This is a genomic window from Brucella pseudogrignonensis (assembly GCF_031454375.1).
Taxonomy (GTDB): Bacteria; Pseudomonadota; Alphaproteobacteria; order Rhizobiales; family Rhizobiaceae; genus Brucella; species Brucella pseudogrignonensis_A.
This window is the reverse complement of the sequence record NZ_JAVDQT010000002.1, coordinates 500,499-518,000: the sequence shown is the minus strand read 5'-3', so window position 1 is coordinate 518,000 and position 17,502 is coordinate 500,499. Positions and strand designations below refer to the sequence as shown.

Genomic DNA, 17,502 nt, shown 5'->3' with positions numbered 1-17,502 from the left:
CCGGGTGCGCTGGCGCACCCGGTCTAAGCCTTTGTTAGTTGCCGACCTGACGCTCATAAGCTTCCAGAATGGCTTTGTTGTATGGGGCGATTGGGAACGGCTTTCCGTAGTTTGCAAGTTCTTCAGGCGAAATATCCGTGAAGAGCTTGTTCCACGTATCGGCATTGAGTTCTGCTTTGACATGGTCGGCATCAATGCCCGGATACCAGTTAAAGCGTTCGACGATGCCTTCAGCCTGAACCTTCGGGCTGGTGGCAAGTGCTACAAACTTCTCAGCGAGTTCCTTATTGGCGCTCTTTTCAGGAATGACATAATGCATCGGCTGACCCGGCATGCCCGGCGAAGGCAGAACGAGCTTCATTTCTGGCGGAAGCTGGCCGTTGGCCTTCCAAGAGTAGAACATATCAACCCAGACTGGCCCCATCGCGATTTCACCACGGCTCAGCATGTCGAGTGTTCCGGCATTACCCGGCGTCAATGTTGCGTTGGTTGTGAAATCCTTGAGCGAGGCAAAAGCCTTGTCCCAGTTTTTCGCTTCGCCTTCCTCAAACGGGCCTTTCATCAGCTTGTCGGCATCGCCGCCATAGGCGTAAATCCAGCCCATAACGAAGCTCACGCCTGATGCGCCACCCTTGATGCCGTTATAGCCAAACTGCTTTGGGTTTTCCTTGGCCCATGTGACCAGCTCGTCATAGCTCTTTGGTGGATTTGCAACGAGTGCCGGGTTGTAGGCGAGAGCTGTCTGGCTGTTGAACATCGGCATGACATAGCCATCAACATTGGTGCCGAGCGCCATTTTAGCATTGTCGCGTGTGACGAGCTTACCGCTGTCGATTTTGCCGCGATAGTTTTCGAGAAATTTCTTTTCGACCATTGGGCCAGCAAATTTCTCATGGACGACTGCAACGTCTGCGTCCCACTTTTCAACACCAGCTTTTGACTGTGCTTCAAAGCGTTCGAGAATCTTCTGTGAACCAGCATCGCCTGGACCGGTGCCAACAACACGAACCGTTGTGCCCGGATTTTCTTTCTCAAACAATGGGCCGAGATATTCGTTCACATAGTCGACCATATTTTGATCGCCTGCAGTTAGAACAGTCAGTTCTTGCGCTGTCGCTGGTGACGCCGTGAGGCCAAGGATGAGCGCTGTTTTAAGGATCGTTTTCATCGAATAAATCCTGCTTTTTATCCGCTTAGCGGAAGGTGTCGACGGATGATTAGTGTGTATCAGTGGATGCGTGATCGGGAATTTTTGAGCGTTTGAGGGCGTTTTACGGCCCGCAATTCTGTGTTGATCTGCTATGTCTGCTGCGATTGGCTTGGTTTAAAATGCACAGGTGTGCATAGAAAAATGAAAGCCGGTTGAGCTAAGCAGATTATTTGTCGAACAGGAAAAGTGACTGTTCTGGAATGCGTATTTCAACCTGAGATCCGGGTTGATGGCTTTCGTGTGTATCGACCAAAAGATGTTTTCCGCCGACATTCACCATGTGACGCCAGAGGCCGCCGGGATAGCTTGTCTGGTCGACTGTTCCTGACAGAATAAGTTCTGGCACCGTGGTAGAAGCGGGCGTGCCCGGATTGGTCAGCTTTGCAGCTTCGCTACGGAAACGGGCAGTTGCAATGCCGTCTGACAGATTGCGACGGCCAGCGGGAATTGTGCTTGCTTTGTTATGTGGCCCGGCTGCGATCTCGATACGATCAGCTGTCACGCTTATCGGCAACTCGACGTTGTTTTCAGCGCCCATGAAAGCGGCAACAAAATCAGATGCTGGATGATTATAGACTTCTTCTGGTGCGCCAGCTTGTGCGACTTCACCATTGTTCAGGATGACGATGCGATCAGCCATGACCATGGCTTCTTCTCTGTCATGGGTCACATGAACCGCCGTGATGCCAAGGCGGCGCTGCAATGCGCTAATTTCGTGTCGAACAGAGAGACGAATGCGTGCATCAAGATTAGATAGCGGTTCATCCAGCAGCAGAATATCTGGCTCTATCGCCAATGCACGGCCAAGGGCGACGCGTTGGCGCTGGCCACCGGAAAGGGCAGCTGGTTTCCGATCAAGCAGTGCATCAAGCCCTAACAGCCGCGCAACTTCTTGAGTTTTGCTGCGGATTGTATCTTTTGCTGTGCCGCGAATGCGCAGTCCGTATCCTATGTTTTGCGCCACTGTCATATGTGGCCAGAGCGCGTAGGACTGGAACACCAAGGCCATGCCGCGTTTATCAGGTGGCAGGCGGGTGACATCTTTTCCGCCGACGCGGATCGCGCCTTCGCTCGGTGTATTGAAACCCGCGATGGCGCGCAGCAAGGTGGTTTTACCACAACCTGACGAGCCAAGCAGCGCTACGAATTCACCCTTCTTAACCGAAAGGTCTACACCTTTAAGAATCTCATTGTTGCCATAACGGACGCGTGCATCCGCTACCTCCAAAAACGCAGGCATTTGCGTATCCTCCCCAGGATCGACGGCCGGTTTTATTTTTTCTGCACAGCCGTGCAATTGGGATTGAAGCATTTTTATTTTACCTCGACAAGCAACAATTTTAATGTGCTGAGAATTAGGGAGCAGTTTTTATGTGCTGCCTGTTGTTGTCGTTATCTACCGAGGATTTATAACAACCATATGACTGAGGCTGCGCAGCTGTGCAAAAACGTGGACAGCTTTGCAAAGCTGTCCACGCTGCACGCAAGCTGTTCCGACAAGAAAGGACAGCTCACTGGTAAATTAGTTATGCACTTTCAACCGCATGCTGTGCTTCTGTCTTTGCTGTGCGCCACGATGAAAACAGGAAAGCTGCAATGAATATGCCCGTCATGAGCAGAACGATTGTTGGTGCTGGTGCACTGTCGATAAAGAATGACAGATAGACGCCCATGAACGACGAGAATACCGCAACGATAACAGCGACGATCATCATACTGCTGAACCGGCGCGTGAGCAGGAATGCAATTGCTCCGGGCGCGATCAGCATGGCGATTGCGAGGATGATTCCAACAGCCTTCAAAACACCGACGATGGTGAGTGAGATCAGGCAGAGCAGCCCATAGTGCAAAAGTCGTACCGGCAATCCGACGGCACGCGCTTGGGCCGGATCAAATGCGTGAAGCAGAAAGTCGCGCCATTTGACAATCAAAACGCCTGCGGTCACAGCGGCGATAATTGCGGTCTCGATAAGATCGCCCGTGTTGATGCCCAGAATGTCTCCAAATAGAATGTGATCAAGGTGAACTTCGGCGCGTACAGAAACATAAAGCACAAGCCCTAGCCCAAACATGCCTGAGAAGACGATTCCCATGACAGTATCTTGTTTGATGCGGCTGTTTTCTTTGAGAAAACCAGTAGCCAGTGCGCAGACCATACCGGCAACAAAGGCTCCAATTCCAAACGGTAGGCCGACCATATAGGCAATCACAACGCCGGGTAGTACTGCATGGCTGATGGCATCTCCCATTAGCGACCAACCCTTGAGAACCAGAAAACAAGAGAGCAGGGCGGTTGGAATGGCAATCAACACTGATGCAATCAGCGCATAGAGCATGAAGTCAAATTGAAATGGCATCAATAGCATTTCGGAAAAGCTCATAGCTCAACCTCCTGCAATGCTTTGGCCGCGCGCCTGCGTGCTGCAAGCATGCCATGCTTGGGTGCCAAAAAAAATACAGTGAGAAACACGAGCGTTTGCAGCACAACAATGATGCCGCCTGTTGCGCCGTCCATGAAATAGCTGACATAAGCGCCGATGAAACTCGTTATCGCGCCAATAAGCACTGCAATCCACAAAAGCCGTGAAAAGCGATCTGTAAGCAAGTACGCAGTCGCGCCCGGCGTCACCACCATGCAGATGACGAGAAACGCGCCTACTGTCTGCATTGCAGCAACCGTCGATGCTGAAAGCAGTGTGAAGAACATAATTTTCAGCGCTGTTGGCTTTAAGCCGATGGAACGCGCATGGCTTTCATCGAAAAACACCACCATGAGGTCTTTCCATTTCAGCAAAAGCAGAGCGAGCGATACGAAGCCAATGATTGCTAATTGTAAAATATCGCCGGGCGTGATCGCCAGAATGTTGCCCAGCACGATGGTCTGAATGCTGATTGAGGTTGGCCGCAGCGAAATCATGAACAGGCCAAGACCGAAGAAGGCCGTGAAAATTAGCCCGATAATCGCATCTTCTTTGAGTTTTGTTCGCTGATTGAGAAACAGCATTGCAGCTGCCGCAAGTCCACCCGAGAAGAATGCGCCGATAGAGAATGGCAGGCCCAGCATATAAGCACCTGCGACGCCTGGCACGATGGAGTGGGAGAGGGCGTCACCAATGAGCGACCAGCCCTTGAGCATCAGATAGGCTGACAGAAATGCACAAACACCACCGACGAGCGCGGAAACCCACATGGCATTGAGCATATATCCATAAGAAAACGGTTCGAGCAGCAGGGACATTAATTCTGCCCTTCCTGTTTATGCTCATAAAGCACAAAGGGGCGTTCATCGTCTGTTATCACGCCAATGGCTGATCGATTCTTGCTGGTCTTCTCATCGAGAATGAGGTGGCGCAATACGCCTCCGAAAGCCTTTTCGAGGTTTGCTTGCGTGAAAATGTCTTCTGTAAGCCCATAGGCAAGCACTGTATTCTTAACAAGAACGGTGCGGTCGCAGAACTCAGGCACGCTGCCAAGATTATGCGTTGAAACCAGCATCACCCGACTTTCATCGCGAAGGCCACGCAGAAGGGTTACGATTGCTTCTTCAGTTTTAACATCCACACCCGTAAAAGGCTCATCAAGGAGGATGACTTGCGCATCCTGCGCAAGCGCGCGAGCTAGAAATACGCGCTTTTTCTGGCCACCCGATAGTTCGCCGATCTGCCGCTTGCGAAAATCGAGCATGTTGACGCGACTCAAAGCCTTTTCAACCGCTTCGTGATCGGCGCGACGTGCAATGCGCATCATTCCCATATGCCCATAGCGCCCCATCATGACGACGTCTTCGACCAGAACAGGAAAATTCCAGTCAACTTCTTCGCTCTGCGGGACATAAGCGACGAGGTTTTTTTTCAATGCCTGCTTAACCGGTTGTCCCAGAATCGAAATATTGCCCTTCGCGAGGTGGACAAAGCCCATAATCGCCTTGAAAAGCGTCGATTTACCGGAGCCGTTCACTCCAACAAGCGCAGTGATCGTCCCTGTTGGTATTTCAAAACTGGCATTGCGCAGTGCTGTATGGCCGTTGCGATATGTGACAGTCGCATTTTTCACGCTCAAGCCTTGAGCCGCGCTTTGACTAAGCGTGGCTTGCTCCTGAGTGAGATGATTTACTCGAGCATTCATTGTTTGAGGCCTTTGGCGATCGTGTCCGAAGTGACTTTCAGAAGATCAATATAGGTCGGAACTGGGCCGTCTGCTTCAGAAAGTGAATCGACATAGAGAACACCACCATATTTCGCGCCAGTTTCGCGTGCGACTTGTTCTGCTGGAGCTGCTGAAACGGTGCTTTCCGAGAAAACGGCTGTGATGTTATTGGCGCGAACAGCATCAATCACCTTCCGCACTTGCTGCGGAGTTCCTTGCTGGTCGGCATTGATTGGCCAGAGGTAAAGCTCTTTCAGATCGAAATCGCGGGCGAGGTAGGAGAATGCACCTTCACTCGTTACAAGCCAGCGCTTCTCCGCTGGGATTGTCGTGAATTCAGCTTTAATTGGATCGATGGTCGCAGTGATTTCGGCTTTGTATTTTTCGGCGTTGGCTTTGTAAGTGTCAGCATTGTCCGGGTCATATTTCACGAATGCGTCGCGGATATTGTCGACGTAAATGAGTGCGGAGGTGGGGGACATCCACGCATGGGGATTTGGTTTGCCGCTGTAAGGACCTTCGGTGATTCCCATTGGCACAACGCCGTCGCTCACCACCACACTTGGTACATTCTTGAGTCGCGAAAAGAATTTCTCGAACCAGAGTTCGAGATTTAGCCCATTCCAAAGAATGAGGTCTGCGCCTTGTGCTTTGATAAGATCGCCGGGGGTTGGTTGATATTCGTGGATTTCAGCGCCCGGTTTGGTGATCGATTCAACCGTCGCAGCATCGCCAGCAACATTCCGGGCTATGTCAGCGATGACTGTAAAGGTCGTAACGGCTTTGAATTTTTCGCCAGCAATTGCGGCCCCTGATGTAAAAAGCAAACTTAAGCTGATGGAGATAATAGAAAAAAAGCTGCGGTTTAAGCGACGGTGCATTGCCTTCTCCTCGGGGTATTTGCCAAGCCTGTAAAACATTGGTCGTAAGTGGCGCGCGATAGTTGTGGTTTTGATGCACCCTGTATCTCAGATGCGAATAATTATCATTTGCATAAAGTAGGAATAGACCAATTTCAATCGCTTTTGCAAATCATTTGCAATAAATTGCAAAAAATAATTGGGAACGTGTGACGGCAGTTCGGTTGAACTATTAAATGCTATGCTGGCGTGATGCAGCGCTACGAACAAAACTCGTATGTTTTAGGAGGGGACGTCAGAAGCTCTCAAATGAAATGCGCCTGTAAATGGAATGCTTAATCATATTCTGAGGATCGAATTAATCAAAATTGTATAATGTCAATTAGGCATCGAACTATGAAGAATTAGTCCATGATTCAGGGTAGTTAGGTAATCTCATTCACCCAAAATGTTATGGATTTCTTCTGAAAAAAAATGAAGATTTCTCTTCGTTTGCTTTATTAAGCGTTTGTCTGTGACGCCTCAATATAAGGAGGCGTTCAGGAGCAAACGGCACAAATGCGGGATAGCGTTTTATAAAACTGTATGGAGGTTATCCGAAGCCAAACGATACCGAGCTTTTAGAGAAGCGACAGTATCTTCCCTGTAAGCCCCAACAAGCATCGTCAGACTTCGGATCCCATTATTTAACTTGCTGGACGTGGTGGCAAGCCAGCGTGTGAGCGCATTTTCTCATAGAGCGCAGCTGCAATTGGCTCATAGTTTTCATCGAAGTGATGACCGCCAGCGAGCTTCATCAGGTCTGCTCCTTTAAGTTCTGGTGCGGTGCAAGCTGTATCGTCTTCCTCTTCGCCATAAACGCAGACGACGCGATCAAGCGGGATGGTCGAGATGGCTGGCACGACATCTTTGTCGCCATCCATACCAAGCCAACCCTCGATTGAAACCTGAAACGTCGTCGTTGTTTCGACACCCAATAGGCCAATCATCTTTGTGCGATCTTGCATTGCCGGGTCCAGATATTTCCATGCGAAGGGGAATGTATCCGCACCGAACGAGTAGCCCAGAACCGTGACCGGCAGTTTATTTGTCGGATCGGCTTTCTGGATCATTGCTGTCGTATCGCGCGCAATTTCTTCAGGCGTGCGCTCTGACCAGAAATAGCGGAGTGAATCGACGCCGATAACGTGAACGCCATTTGCTTGCAGCCATTCACCAATGGATTTGTCGAGATCGCGCCAGCCGCCGTCGCCTGAGTAAAACACCGCAACCATTTCAGCCTTTCCGCCTTTAGCTGGAAGATCAACGATAGGCAGTGCTTCGTTTTTGGCGTCCTGATCCGCCATGGCAACCACATTGTCGACCGCCATCTTCATACGGGAAGCGAAATCTGGCCCGGATTGCAACACAGCTACTTTTTTCTGTCGCGCTTCCAACGGATTGTTGACTGGCGAGCCTGTTGGCCCAATTACAAGTGTGGATACAGGCATTTTCGCATCATATTCATAAGTGAAGCCACCGCCCGGTGCTTTGACGGCATCAGCCTCTTCCGTGCAAGAAGGCAGACGGGTTTTTGCTGGCGTGGGGTCGAGAGCGATTGCGCCGGCAATCGTCGCATCTGGAGAGTCAGAAGCGGCTGCATAAGCGATTGTGGCGCCTTGTCCAATGCCGGTTACGACTGGATGGAAATAGACATCGAGATCCAGTCCGCGCAGTGCTTCCTTTGCAATGGCTTCAAAGTCTGAGTCGAGATAATTACACTCGCCGTCTTCCTTATCGAGTGCCGCCCGCCATGGGCCGAGTTCGACCGGAAGAACGATGATGTTGCGTGCAAGCATTGCATCCATATAGTTGCGTTCATTATCGCCGATGCCGTTTTCGTCGCTCAGCAATATGGAAAGCCCGACTGGATCGCCTTTCGGCATATAGACCGGAATGTTTGAAAGTCGCTCTGCACTTGCATGGATGACTGGCTCGTCAGCATTGAAGAACTGTGCCCAATGACGAGCGATTTTGCCTGAATGCATTGCAGCATATGCACCTGCTGCACCGAGCAGCGCCAATCCGAAGACTGTCAAAAGAATGCGTCGCTTCTTCATTTGCGGATAAACTCCAGGGGGCTGCCGTTAATCAGGGTTGTTGCATCGATAAGTGCACGCGGTGTTTCGAGACCGCCGGGACAAACCATATAATGCGGTGTCCAGACGGGATCGAATTTTTCCTTGAAGGCTTTCAGGCCATCAAAGTGATAAAGATCAGCGCCGCGCCGGTAGATGAACGAGCCAAAGCGGTTCCACCGTGACGCCAGTCTGCTGCGGTTTAAGCCCGAGAGCGGCGCGGCACCCAGATTGAACCACTTGTAGCCCTGATCTTTGCTATACATGAGCAGTTTGGCAAAAAGTGCGTCCATCAGCAACTTATGAACATTCGGCATGTAACGCATGAGATCGACGGTGATTTCATACTTTTCGGCTCCGCGCCAAAGATTTGCAAAGGCGACAATCTCACCGTCTTTTTTGAGAACGGCAACATCGAAGCGCTTCATGTAATCATCGTCGAAATAGCCTAGCGAAAAGCCTTTTTCGCTGCCTGACTTATGGTCCAGCCATGCATCAGAGATTTCGCGCAGACGTGGCAAGAGTGGCGGCACGTCTTCTACGTCGATGACTTCAAAAGTCAGTCCGTCCTTATCAACCTTGCGGTCTGCATAACGGAATGGTTGTCTGCGTGGACCTTCTAGAGAAAAGTCTGCCAGGTTTACGCGCGCAACTTCGCCTAGCTTAAGAGCAACAAGCCCCATATCAAGAAATAGCGGTAGGCTTTGCGGACCAACTCCGTAAAACACTGTGCGAAGCGCCATTTTGTCGGCAAGACTATGGAATGCCCATGCGAGGTCTTTGCCGCTTTGCACTGTGCCTATTGGTTCGCCCAAGGCAATGAGACTTCCGCCTGACTGCGCATACATGATGAAAGCGCTGTCGTCGGGTGCCAGCAAAAACTGCTTGTCGCCCAGCATAGCAAGTGCTGCATCGGTGTGCGGACATTCTGCGACGAGCGTTGGAACTGCATCGGGGATTGAATAGTCGCGTTTGCGTTTACGCTGACTATGTCGGTTGATGATTGAATGCAAACCGAATGCTGCGACAACCGCAAAGACCAGCACAGTTGCGCGCAAGAAGCGCGGTGCGTTATCGTTCCACGCAAAATCCCACCATAGATTGTTGGAGTATTCGACATGGCGATAGACGAAGAAACCGAGCCATGTCGAGACAATCACCGTCGTGCCGACTGAAGCAATCCAGCTCCAGCTTAATTCAAAGGGACCGGAAATCGGACGCCGATAAAAGGAGTCCCGGAAACCCCATAGAGCAAGCGCAAAGACGCAGAGAATGCTTGCTTCTTCCCAGTCCAGCCCCTTGGCAATCGAGAAAACAGCACCAAACAGAAGAAGAACGATGGCCGCAATCCAAGCGCGCTCTAGCCGTTTGAACAAGCCACGAGCGACAATGAGAAGAGCAACGCCAACAAGGCTGGCAGCAAGATGCGATGTCTCTACAAAAAATTCCGGTACAATGCCTGAAAGGATTTTGACGCGATAGCGCATATCGGGTGTCGCGCCCGAAACGAGTAATATAATTCCGCCAAGGAAGATGATGCTGGCGGAAAGCCCCGGTATCAGCGGCTCAACAAGGCGCTTGGCAAATTTCGCTTGTCGCCCAAGCATTTGCCTGCGGCGCATAGCTTCCCAGATGAGCAGGCCAATTGTCGAAACCACGAGCGGCATGACGGTGTAGATCACGCGATAGGCCAGCAGACCGGCAATCGCCTGCGGATTATCGCCAATCCCTAGACCTGCGATGATGGTTGCTTCAAAAGCACCAAGGCCGCCCGGCGCATGGCTTGCGATACCAAGGACAATCGCAATCACATAAACGAGTGAGAAAACTGCGAAGCTTGGAACAGCAGCCTGTGGCATCAGAACGTAAAGCGTTGCTGCGGCAGCACCCACATCGACGAGGCCAGCGAGAATTTGTGTGATCGCGCCCTTTGAGTTTGGCAAGCGCAGGCTGAGCGACCCAACGCGTAACGTCCGCTGGCCATGGGAAAGCCAATAGATCAGCCAGGCGATCCCACCGAGAATAATAATGCCTGCGACGATATCAATACGAGCATCAATAGTCGAAATCCACGGTACATCTTGTGGATCGATCAGAAGGGCAGCACCCACCATGATGATGAGCGCAAACCAGATTGCAAACCATGAAGTGCCAACGATCTTGCCGATATCGGCCAGACTAATGCCTTCGGCTGCATAAATACGGTAACGAAGTGCACCGCCAGTCAGCAGCGAAAAGCCAATAGCGTTTGAGATCGCATAGCCTGCGGCGCCCGCAACCGCAGCGATACGGCGCGGAATCTGATTGGGTGCGATGGTATCCACTGCAACGACGTCATAAAGTGCGACTGCTGCATAGCTGAGCATCGTAAACAAGACGGCGAGGCCGATGATGCTCCATGGCATTTCATGGAAAGCATCAAGCGTTTCTTTACGCGACGTATTCTGAAGCAGGTTACCCAGAACATAGATCGCGAGCAGCGCGATTGCGATGCCTGCTATCGGAAACAGAAAATGCTGGTAACGTCTCAGCCACGCAAAAGAACTTTTGGCAGGTGGCGGTGTTAAAGAAGGTTCTTCATCGTCAATTAAGCTCATCGGAGCGTTGTCCAGTCTGGAGCAATCTAAAATCTGGCAAATGATCCTGATTTAGGGCGAACTTGTGTTCGAACGAGATGCCGCATTGAAAATATTTAAACTAATGTCGAAGTTGGGCTATAAGGCTGAATGAAATAGCGTGAGCGCAAAAGTTTTGAGATAAATTGAGAGATTTTTACAAACCCCTCCGGACTTTGTTCAAAAACAAATGACTAGAGCTGTTTGTATGTTTGATATAACAAACATCCGGTCTGATATTAAGAGGTTTTAGTGCTTAGTGTTTCTTATTTAACGGCGGCCGGGGCAGGGGCACTGTCATTTCTTTCGCCCTGTGTATTGCCGCTGGTTCCGCCATATCTTTGTTATATGGCAGGTGTGAGCGTTGAAGATTTTCGCGCGGAAAAGGAAACGCGAGTCGCTGCGGCACCAAACCATCGTCGCTCGCTTGCTTTTGCTGCTATTTGCTTTGTTCTTGGCTTTACCACTGTTTTCGTCGCGCTTGGCGCTGGAGCGTCTTCTATCGGCGCATTCCTGCGTATGTGGCAGCAGGAAATCGCAATGGTTGCAGGCGTTGTCATTATACTGATGGGCCTCAACTTCCTCGGCGTTCTTCGCTTTTCATTCCTGTCCCGCGAAGCGCGCTTTCAGGCGCGCAGCGCACCTGCCACGCCATTAGGCGCGTATGTTATGGGCTTGGCTTTTGCGTTCGGTTGGACACCGTGCATCGGTCCGGTGTTGGGGCCAATCCTCACCTTAGCAGGTGGCAGCAGCACTGTCGGTGAGGGCGCTGCACTGCTGGCAGTCTATTCGCTTGGGCTTGGGATTCCGTTTTTGATCGCAGCGCTTTTCTCTGGCGCTTTCATGCGGTTTTTGTCGCGCTTTCGTGTGCACCTTGGCAAAGTCGAGAAAGCGATGGGCGTTCTTTTGATTGCCGCTGGCGTCCTTTTCTTGACAGGCGGAATGCAGTCGTTCTCTTTCTGGCTGCTAGAAACTTTCCCGGCATTGGGCAGACTTGGATAACGCACTGTAAGCTTCCATATACGCTTTGATGCTATTGAGCAGATAAGCCTTCAATTATTCTGGACGATATCATGACAGACCGTACCTGCCTTTCCATCGTGCTTGCCGCTGGCGAAGGCACACGTATGAAGTCGAACCTGCCAAAAGTTCTGCATCAGGTGGCTGGCCTGCCGCTCGTGTCGCATGTGGTCAAAGCGGTGCAGGGCACCGGTAAGAGTGACGTTGCGCTGGTCGTCGGACGTGGTGCTGATGAAGTACGCGGCGCTGTCGAAAAAGTTGCCGATGCTGTTTCTGCTTTTGAGCAGAAGGAACGGCTTGGCACGGCGCATGCTGTTCTGGCGGCACGTGACGCGATTGAACGCGGTTATGATGATTTGCTGATCGTCTTTGGTGATACACCACTGATCGAGGCGCATTCGTTACAAGCTGCTCGTAACAAGCTTTCAGAGGGTGCTGATGTTGTCGTTATCGGTTTCCGTCCTGAAAGCCCGCACGGCTATGGTCGTTTGATTGAAGAAGGCGGCAAGCTTGTCGCCATTATAGAGGAAAAAGAAGCGACCGACGAGCAAAAGAAAATCGGCTTTTGCAATGGCGGCTTGATGGCCGTTCGCGGCGCCCACGCGCTTGCATTGCTCGATGCGGTTGAGAACAAAAACGCCAAGGGTGAATATTATCTCACGGATATTGTCGGCCTTGCTCATGGCAAGGGCCTGAATGTTGTAGCGATTGAAGTGCCGGTCGATAATGTGATTGGCATCAACAATCGCGCAGAGCTTTCTGTTGCGGAAAACATCTGGCAGAATCGCAAGCGTCAGGAAATGATGCTCGCCGGTGTCACGTTGATCGCGCCTGAAACCGTGTTTTTCTCGCATGATACGCTGGTCGAAGCTGATGTTGTCATCGAACCGAATGTATTCTTCGGACCGAAGGTTCATGTTGCATCAGGTGCGCTTATCCATGCTTTTTCGCATATTGAAGGCGCAAAGATTGGTGTCAACGCTGAGATTGGACCGTTTGCGCGCTTGCGTCCGGGTGCAAATCTTGGCGAAAAATCAAAAGTCGGTAATTTCTGTGAAGTCAAAAATGCAGAAGTCGGTAAGGGAGCAAAGATCAACCATCTCACCTATATTGGCGATGCGGTGGTGGGTGCTTCAAGCAATATCGGCGCTGGCACGATCACCTGCAACTACGATGGCTATAACAAATATAAGACCGTGATTGGTGAAAACGCGTTTGTCGGCTCAAATAGCTCGCTCGTTGCGCCCGTATCGATTGGTAACAATGCCTATATCGCGTCTGGTAGCACGATCACGGATGACGTTCCTGCCGACGCTTTGGCTTTTGGTCGTGCGCGACAGGAAACAAAAGAAGGTCGTGGAAAGCTGCTTCGTGAGAAGTACGCTGCCATCAAAGCGGCTAAAACGGCGAAGAAATAAAAGACTATTGGATGACAATAGCCGCAATCCTCCGGGTTGCCGTTCTGCTTTATAAGTTTTAAATCGCAGCTATATGCGTGAATCTTGGATTTGGAGCACTCTATGTGTGGAATTATCGGTATCATCGGCAATGACGAAGTTGCACCGCGTCTGGTTGATGCGCTGAAGCGGCTTGAATATCGCGGCTATGATTCCGCTGGTATCGCTACGCTGTTGGGTGGAAAGCTTGATCGCCGTCGCGCGGAAGGCAAATTGGTCAATCTGGAAAAGCGCCTTGCAGGTGAACCGCTTCCGGGAGTGATTGGCATTGGACATACCCGTTGGGCCACACATGGCAAGCCTGTTGAGCGCAATGCACATCCGCATATCACGCCGCGTTTGGCTGTTGTTCACAACGGTATTATCGAAAACTTTGCCGAACTGCGCGCTATGCTTTCTGCTGAAGGCTACAAGTTCGAGACAGAAACCGACACCGAGGCTGTTGCGCATCTCGTGACGCGCGAACTGAATAAGGGCAAATCGCCGGTTGAAGCCGTGCGCGATTGTCTGCCATTGTTGCAGGGTGCTTTTGCTCTCGCTTTCCTGTTTGAGGGCGACGAAGAAACCTTGATCGGAGCGCGCCAGGGACCACCATTGGCCGTTGGCTATGGTGACGGTGAAATGTTCCTCGGCTCCGACGCTATTGCACTGTCGCCTTTTACAGATACGATTGCCTATCTTGAAGATGGCGACTGGGCCGTGCTGACGCGAAAGGGAGTGACCGTCTATGATGAGAACAATGTAGAGGTTGAGCGCGCGATCCAGAAGTCGCAGACAGCCAACATGCAGGTCTCGAAGGGCAATCATCGCCACTTCATGCAAAAAGAGATGTTTGAGCAGCCGGAAGTGATTTCCCATACGCTTGCTAATTATCTCGACTTCACCACTGGTAAGGTGCGCCCGGAAGCAGTCAGCATAGATTTCAGCAAGATTGATCGTCTGACGATCTCTGCTTGCGGTACGGCTTTCTATGCGGCGTCGGTTGGCAAATACTGGTTTGAGCAGATCGCACGTCTGCCGGTCGATAGCGATATTGCGTCGGAATTCCGCTATCGGGAAATGCCGCTTTCAAAAGATTCGCTCGCTATGTTCGTTTCGCAGTCTGGTGAAACGGCGGATACACTTGCTTCGCTGCGGTACTGTAAGTCACAGGGTTTGAAGATCGCCTCGGTGGTCAATGTCACCGGCTCGACCATTGCGCGTGAATCGGATGCCGTGTTCCCGACGCTTGCCGGTCCTGAAATTGGTGTTGCATCGACCAAGGCTTTCACGTGCCAGCTTTCAACGATGGCTTCGCTTGTCATTGCTGCTGCAAAAGCACGGGGTGCGATTGATGACAAGCGCGAACAGGAACTGGTGCGCCAGCTTTCCGAAGCACCGCGTTTCATCAATCAGGTTCTGAAGCTTGAAGACCAGATTGCTGCGGTCTGCCACGAGCTGGCCAAGGTCAATCATGTGCTTTATCTCGGTCGCGGAACATCGTTCCCGCTGGCTATGGAAGGCGCGCTAAAGCTCAAGGAAATTTCCTACATCCATGCTGAAGGCTATGCGGCTGGCGAATTGAAGCACGGCCCTATTGCACTCATTGACGAGACCATGCCGGTTATTGTTATTGCGCCGTCGGATCGTCTTTATGAGAAAACCGTTTCCAACATGCAGGAAGTGGCGGCACGCGGCGGTCGTATCATTCTCATCACTGATAAGAAGGGTGCTGCGTCTGCGAGCATCGATACGATGGCTACAATCGTCCTGCCTGACGTTCCGGAATTCATCACACCGCTGGTCTATGCTCTGCCAATCCAGATGTTGGCCTATCACACAGCATTGCTGATGGGGACGGACGTCGATCAGCCACGCAATCTGGCGAAGTCTGTGACGGTAGAATAAAAACAGAAATGGCCGCAGCGATGCGGCCATTTTTTTTACCCTGCGCGAAGCAGACGGATCGCCTCGTCGCGACCAAAGAGATAGAGTAGCACACGCAAAGCCTGCCCGCGTTCGCCTTCAAGATCGGGATCGCTCGCCAGAATATAACGCGCATCTTTGCGGGCGATTTCCAGAAGATCAGCATGTGCTTCAATCGACGCCAGCCGGAAGCCCGGCGTGCCTGATTGCCTTGTACCGAGCAGTTCGCCTTCACCACGCAGTTTCAGGTCTTCTTCGGCAATGCCGAAACCATCTTCTGTTTCACGCATCACTTTGAGTCTTGCCTGTCCAATTTCGCCAAGCGGACCTTTGTAAAGCAGAAGACAGGTGGAGGGCTTGTCGCCACGACCAACGCGTCCGCGCAACTGATGCAATTGCGAGAGGCCGAAGCGTTCCGCATGCTCGATGACGATGATGGTTGCATCCGGCACATCGACACCGACTTCGATAACAGTTGTTGCAATCAGCAGCCGCGTTTCGCCCTGCTTGAAAGCGCGCATGGCTTCGTCTTTTTCAGCACCGCTCATGCGGCCATGAATGAGGCCGATCTTGTTGCCAAAGACAGGTTTCAATGATTCAAACCGTTCTTCAGCAGAAGTCAGTTCAACGAGTTCGGATTCTTCCACCAGTGGACAAATCCAATAGATTTTCTGGCCTTCGTGAATCGCTTTCCGAATGCGCTCAACGAGTTCGTTCATCCGCTCCATTGGCAGAATTGCGGTAGTGATCGGTTGACGTCCAGCTGGTTTTTCGGTCAGCTTGGAAACATCCATGTCACCGAAGGCTGTCAGCACGAGTGTGCGCGGGATCGGCGTTGCCGTCATAACCAGCATATCAGGTGCTGTGCCTTTGGCCGTCAACATCAGACGCTGATGCACACCAAAGCGATGCTGCTCATCAATGATAACGAAGACCAGATCGTGATATTCGACCTTTTCCTGAAAAAGCGCATGTGTGCCAATGATAATATCGATCTCACCGCTTTTCAGGCCTTCGAGTGTAGCAGTTCGTTCTTTGCCCTTATCGCGGCCAGTAAGCAGAGCCACTTTCAGACCGACTTTTTCAGCAAGTGGCGCAATCGTTGCAAAATGTTGCCGCGCCAGAACTTCGGTGGGCGCCATCAATGCTGACTGCCCGCCAGATTCAGCTGCATGCGCCATTGATAAAAGGCCAACGACTGTCTTGCCGGAGCCCACATCCCCTTGCAGCAGTCGCAGCATGCGTTCCGGTGATTTAAGATCGGAGATGATTTCGCGAACTGCCTGATCCTGACCTTTGGTCAGCTTATAGGGCAGGTGGCGCATGATTTCAGTAACAATGCGGCCATTACCTTCGAGCGGACGTCCGGAAAGGCGGCGGGTTTTGGCACGTACCAGTGCTAGCGCAAGTTGGCCTGCCAGAAACTCATCATAGGCCAGCCTGCGGCGTGTAATACTTTCAAGCGCTATATCGCTCGGATCCTCGGGCAGATGCATTGTGTCGAGCGCATCTTTGAAAGCGGTAAAACGCTCCCGCGCAATCAGCGGTCCGTCAATCCATTCAGGCAAAACAGGCACGCGGGTTAGTGCTTCTTTCATCGCGCGGCCAAGCGTTTTCGATGAAAGCCCAGCCGTCAGCGGATAGACCGGCTCGACCATTGGTAGATTGGCCGCATCTACAAGGCTTGCAATATAATCGGGATGCACCATCGAGGCGCGTCCGTTAAACCATTCGACCTTGCCTGAGACGATGACAGTTTCGCCTTCGGGCAACGTCTTTTCAAGCCATGGTAGTTGCGCATGGAAAAAGGTGAGGACAATTTCGCCTGTATCATCATGTGCGATCACACGATGCGGGACATTGCCTTTTCCGCGCGGTGCTGGCTGATGCTGATCTACTTTCACTTCCAGCGTAACAATTGCACCTTCCTGCGCAAAAGCAATGCCGGGGCGGTTACGCCGGTCGATCACACCGTGAGGCGGCAGGAAAAGAAGCTGGCCAACTTTTGGCTCGGCTCCAGGCACATCTGTGCCTAAAAGTTTGCCAAGCAAAGCTGCAACTTTCGGGCCAATGCCGGAAAGCGAGCGGACGGAAGCGAAAAACGGATCAAGTACAGACGGACGCATGGCGGGAGCATTAACCGCTTTGCTTTTCTGTGCAAGCCTTTGAAAT

General features: G+C 51.6%; 12 protein-coding genes. 3 read left to right on the top strand and 9 right to left on the bottom strand.

What is annotated here, in order from left to right:
• Positions 1 to 34: 34 nt before the first annotated feature.
• The 8 genes from J2782_RS10215 to mprF form a co-directional block, all read right to left on the bottom strand.
• Positions 35 to 1,168, bottom strand: coding sequence for an ABC transporter substrate-binding protein (locus J2782_RS10215; protein WP_310012008.1), 1,134 nt, complete (start codon positions 1,166 to 1,168; stop codon positions 35 to 37).
• A gap of 208 nt (positions 1,169 to 1,376) precedes the next feature.
• Entirely contained in the window at positions 1,377 to 2,450 is a 1,074-nt protein-coding gene (locus J2782_RS10210; protein WP_310012007.1) for an ABC transporter ATP-binding protein, read from the bottom strand.
• Positions 2,451 to 2,736: 286 nt separating this feature from the next.
• Positions 2,737 to 3,591 carry a metal ABC transporter permease gene (locus J2782_RS10205; protein WP_310012005.1) on the bottom strand — a complete coding sequence of 285 codons (855 nt, stop codon included), beginning with the start codon at positions 3,589 to 3,591 and terminating at the stop codon, positions 2,737 to 2,739.
• A complete protein-coding gene (locus tag J2782_RS10200; protein WP_310012004.1) occupies positions 3,588 to 4,448 on the bottom strand; it encodes a metal ABC transporter permease in 861 nt (286 codons plus the stop codon). The genes J2782_RS10205 and J2782_RS10200 overlap by 4 nt, the downstream gene beginning before the upstream one ends.
• A complete protein-coding gene (locus J2782_RS10195) occupies positions 4,448 to 5,335 on the bottom strand; it encodes a manganese/iron ABC transporter ATP-binding protein (RefSeq protein WP_310012003.1) in 888 nt (295 codons plus the stop codon). The genes J2782_RS10200 and J2782_RS10195 overlap by 1 nt, the downstream gene beginning before the upstream one ends.
• Entirely contained in the window at positions 5,332 to 6,237 is a 906-nt protein-coding gene (locus J2782_RS10190; RefSeq protein ID WP_310012001.1) for a metal ABC transporter substrate-binding protein, read from the bottom strand. The genes J2782_RS10195 and J2782_RS10190 overlap by 4 nt, the downstream gene beginning before the upstream one ends.
• A 665-nt stretch (positions 6,238 to 6,902) precedes the next feature.
• A complete protein-coding gene (locus J2782_RS10185) occupies positions 6,903 to 8,315 on the bottom strand; it encodes a virulence factor family protein (RefSeq protein WP_310012000.1) in 1,413 nt (470 codons plus the stop codon).
• Positions 8,312 to 10,930, bottom strand: coding sequence for a bifunctional lysylphosphatidylglycerol flippase/synthetase MprF (mprF, locus tag J2782_RS10180; protein ID WP_310011998.1), 2,619 nt, complete (start codon positions 10,928 to 10,930; stop codon positions 8,312 to 8,314). Before mprF ends, J2782_RS10185 begins: the two co-directional genes overlap by 4 nt.
• A gap of 270 nt (positions 10,931 to 11,200) precedes the next feature.
• Here mprF and J2782_RS10175 point away from each other — a divergent pair, with 270 nt between their 5' ends.
• The 3 genes from J2782_RS10175 (at position 11,201) to glmS (ending at position 15,312) form a co-directional block, all read left to right on the top strand.
• On the top strand, positions 11,201 to 11,950 hold the full coding sequence (locus J2782_RS10175) for a cytochrome c biogenesis CcdA family protein (protein WP_310011997.1): 750 nt from the start codon (positions 11,201 to 11,203) through the stop codon (positions 11,948 to 11,950).
• A 71-nt stretch (positions 11,951 to 12,021) separates the two neighbouring features.
• Positions 12,022 to 13,386 (top strand): bifunctional UDP-N-acetylglucosamine diphosphorylase/glucosamine-1-phosphate N-acetyltransferase GlmU, encoded by a 1,365-nt coding sequence (glmU, locus tag J2782_RS10170; RefSeq protein ID WP_310011995.1) that lies wholly within the window; start codon positions 12,022 to 12,024, stop codon positions 13,384 to 13,386.
• Positions 13,387 to 13,488: 102 nt separating this feature from the next.
• Positions 13,489 to 15,312, top strand: coding sequence for a glutamine--fructose-6-phosphate transaminase (isomerizing) (gene glmS / locus J2782_RS10165; RefSeq protein WP_310011994.1), 1,824 nt, complete (start codon positions 13,489 to 13,491; stop codon positions 15,310 to 15,312).
• Positions 15,313 to 15,347: 35 nt separating this feature from the next.
• Here glmS and recG read toward each other — a convergent pair whose 3' ends face one another.
• On the bottom strand, positions 15,348 to 17,456 hold the full coding sequence (gene recG / locus J2782_RS10160; RefSeq protein ID WP_404989620.1) for an ATP-dependent DNA helicase RecG: 2,109 nt from the start codon (positions 17,454 to 17,456) through the stop codon (positions 15,348 to 15,350).
• Between the last annotated feature and the right edge of the window lie 46 nt (positions 17,457 to 17,502).

Excerpts from the sequence above, each read along its gene's own strand:
- J2782_RS10215 (WP_310012008.1), bottom strand. The coding sequence starts at position 1,168 with ATGAAAACGATCCTTAAAACAGCGCTCATCCTTGGCCTCACGGCGTCA.
- J2782_RS10205 (WP_310012005.1), bottom strand. The coding sequence starts at position 3,591 with ATGAGCTTTTCCGAAATGCTATTGATGCCATTTCAATTTGACTTCATG.
- J2782_RS10195 (WP_310012003.1), bottom strand. The coding sequence starts at position 5,335 with ATGAATGCTCGAGTAAATCATCTCACTCAGGAGCAAGCCACGCTTAGT.
- J2782_RS10190 (WP_310012001.1), bottom strand. The coding sequence starts at position 6,237 with ATGCACCGTCGCTTAAACCGCAGCTTTTTTTCTATTATCTCCATCAGC.
- glmU (WP_310011995.1), top strand. The coding sequence starts at position 12,022 with ATGACAGACCGTACCTGCCTTTCCATCGTGCTTGCCGCTGGCGAAGGC.
- J2782_RS10210 (WP_310012007.1), bottom strand. The coding sequence starts at position 2,450 with ATGCCTGCGTTTTTGGAGGTAGCGGATGCACGCGTCCGTTATGGCAAC.
- J2782_RS10185 (WP_310012000.1), bottom strand. The coding sequence starts at position 8,315 with ATGAAGAAGCGACGCATTCTTTTGACAGTCTTCGGATTGGCGCTGCTC.
- mprF (WP_310011998.1), bottom strand. The coding sequence starts at position 10,930 with ATGAGCTTAATTGACGATGAAGAACCTTCTTTAACACCGCCACCTGCC.
- J2782_RS10200 (WP_310012004.1), bottom strand. The coding sequence starts at position 4,448 with ATGTCCCTGCTGCTCGAACCGTTTTCTTATGGATATATGCTCAATGCC.
- glmS (WP_310011994.1), top strand. The coding sequence starts at position 13,489 with ATGTGTGGAATTATCGGTATCATCGGCAATGACGAAGTTGCACCGCGT.
- recG (WP_404989620.1), bottom strand. The coding sequence starts at position 17,456 with ATGCGTCCGTCTGTACTTGATCCGTTTTTCGCTTCCGTCCGCTCGCTT.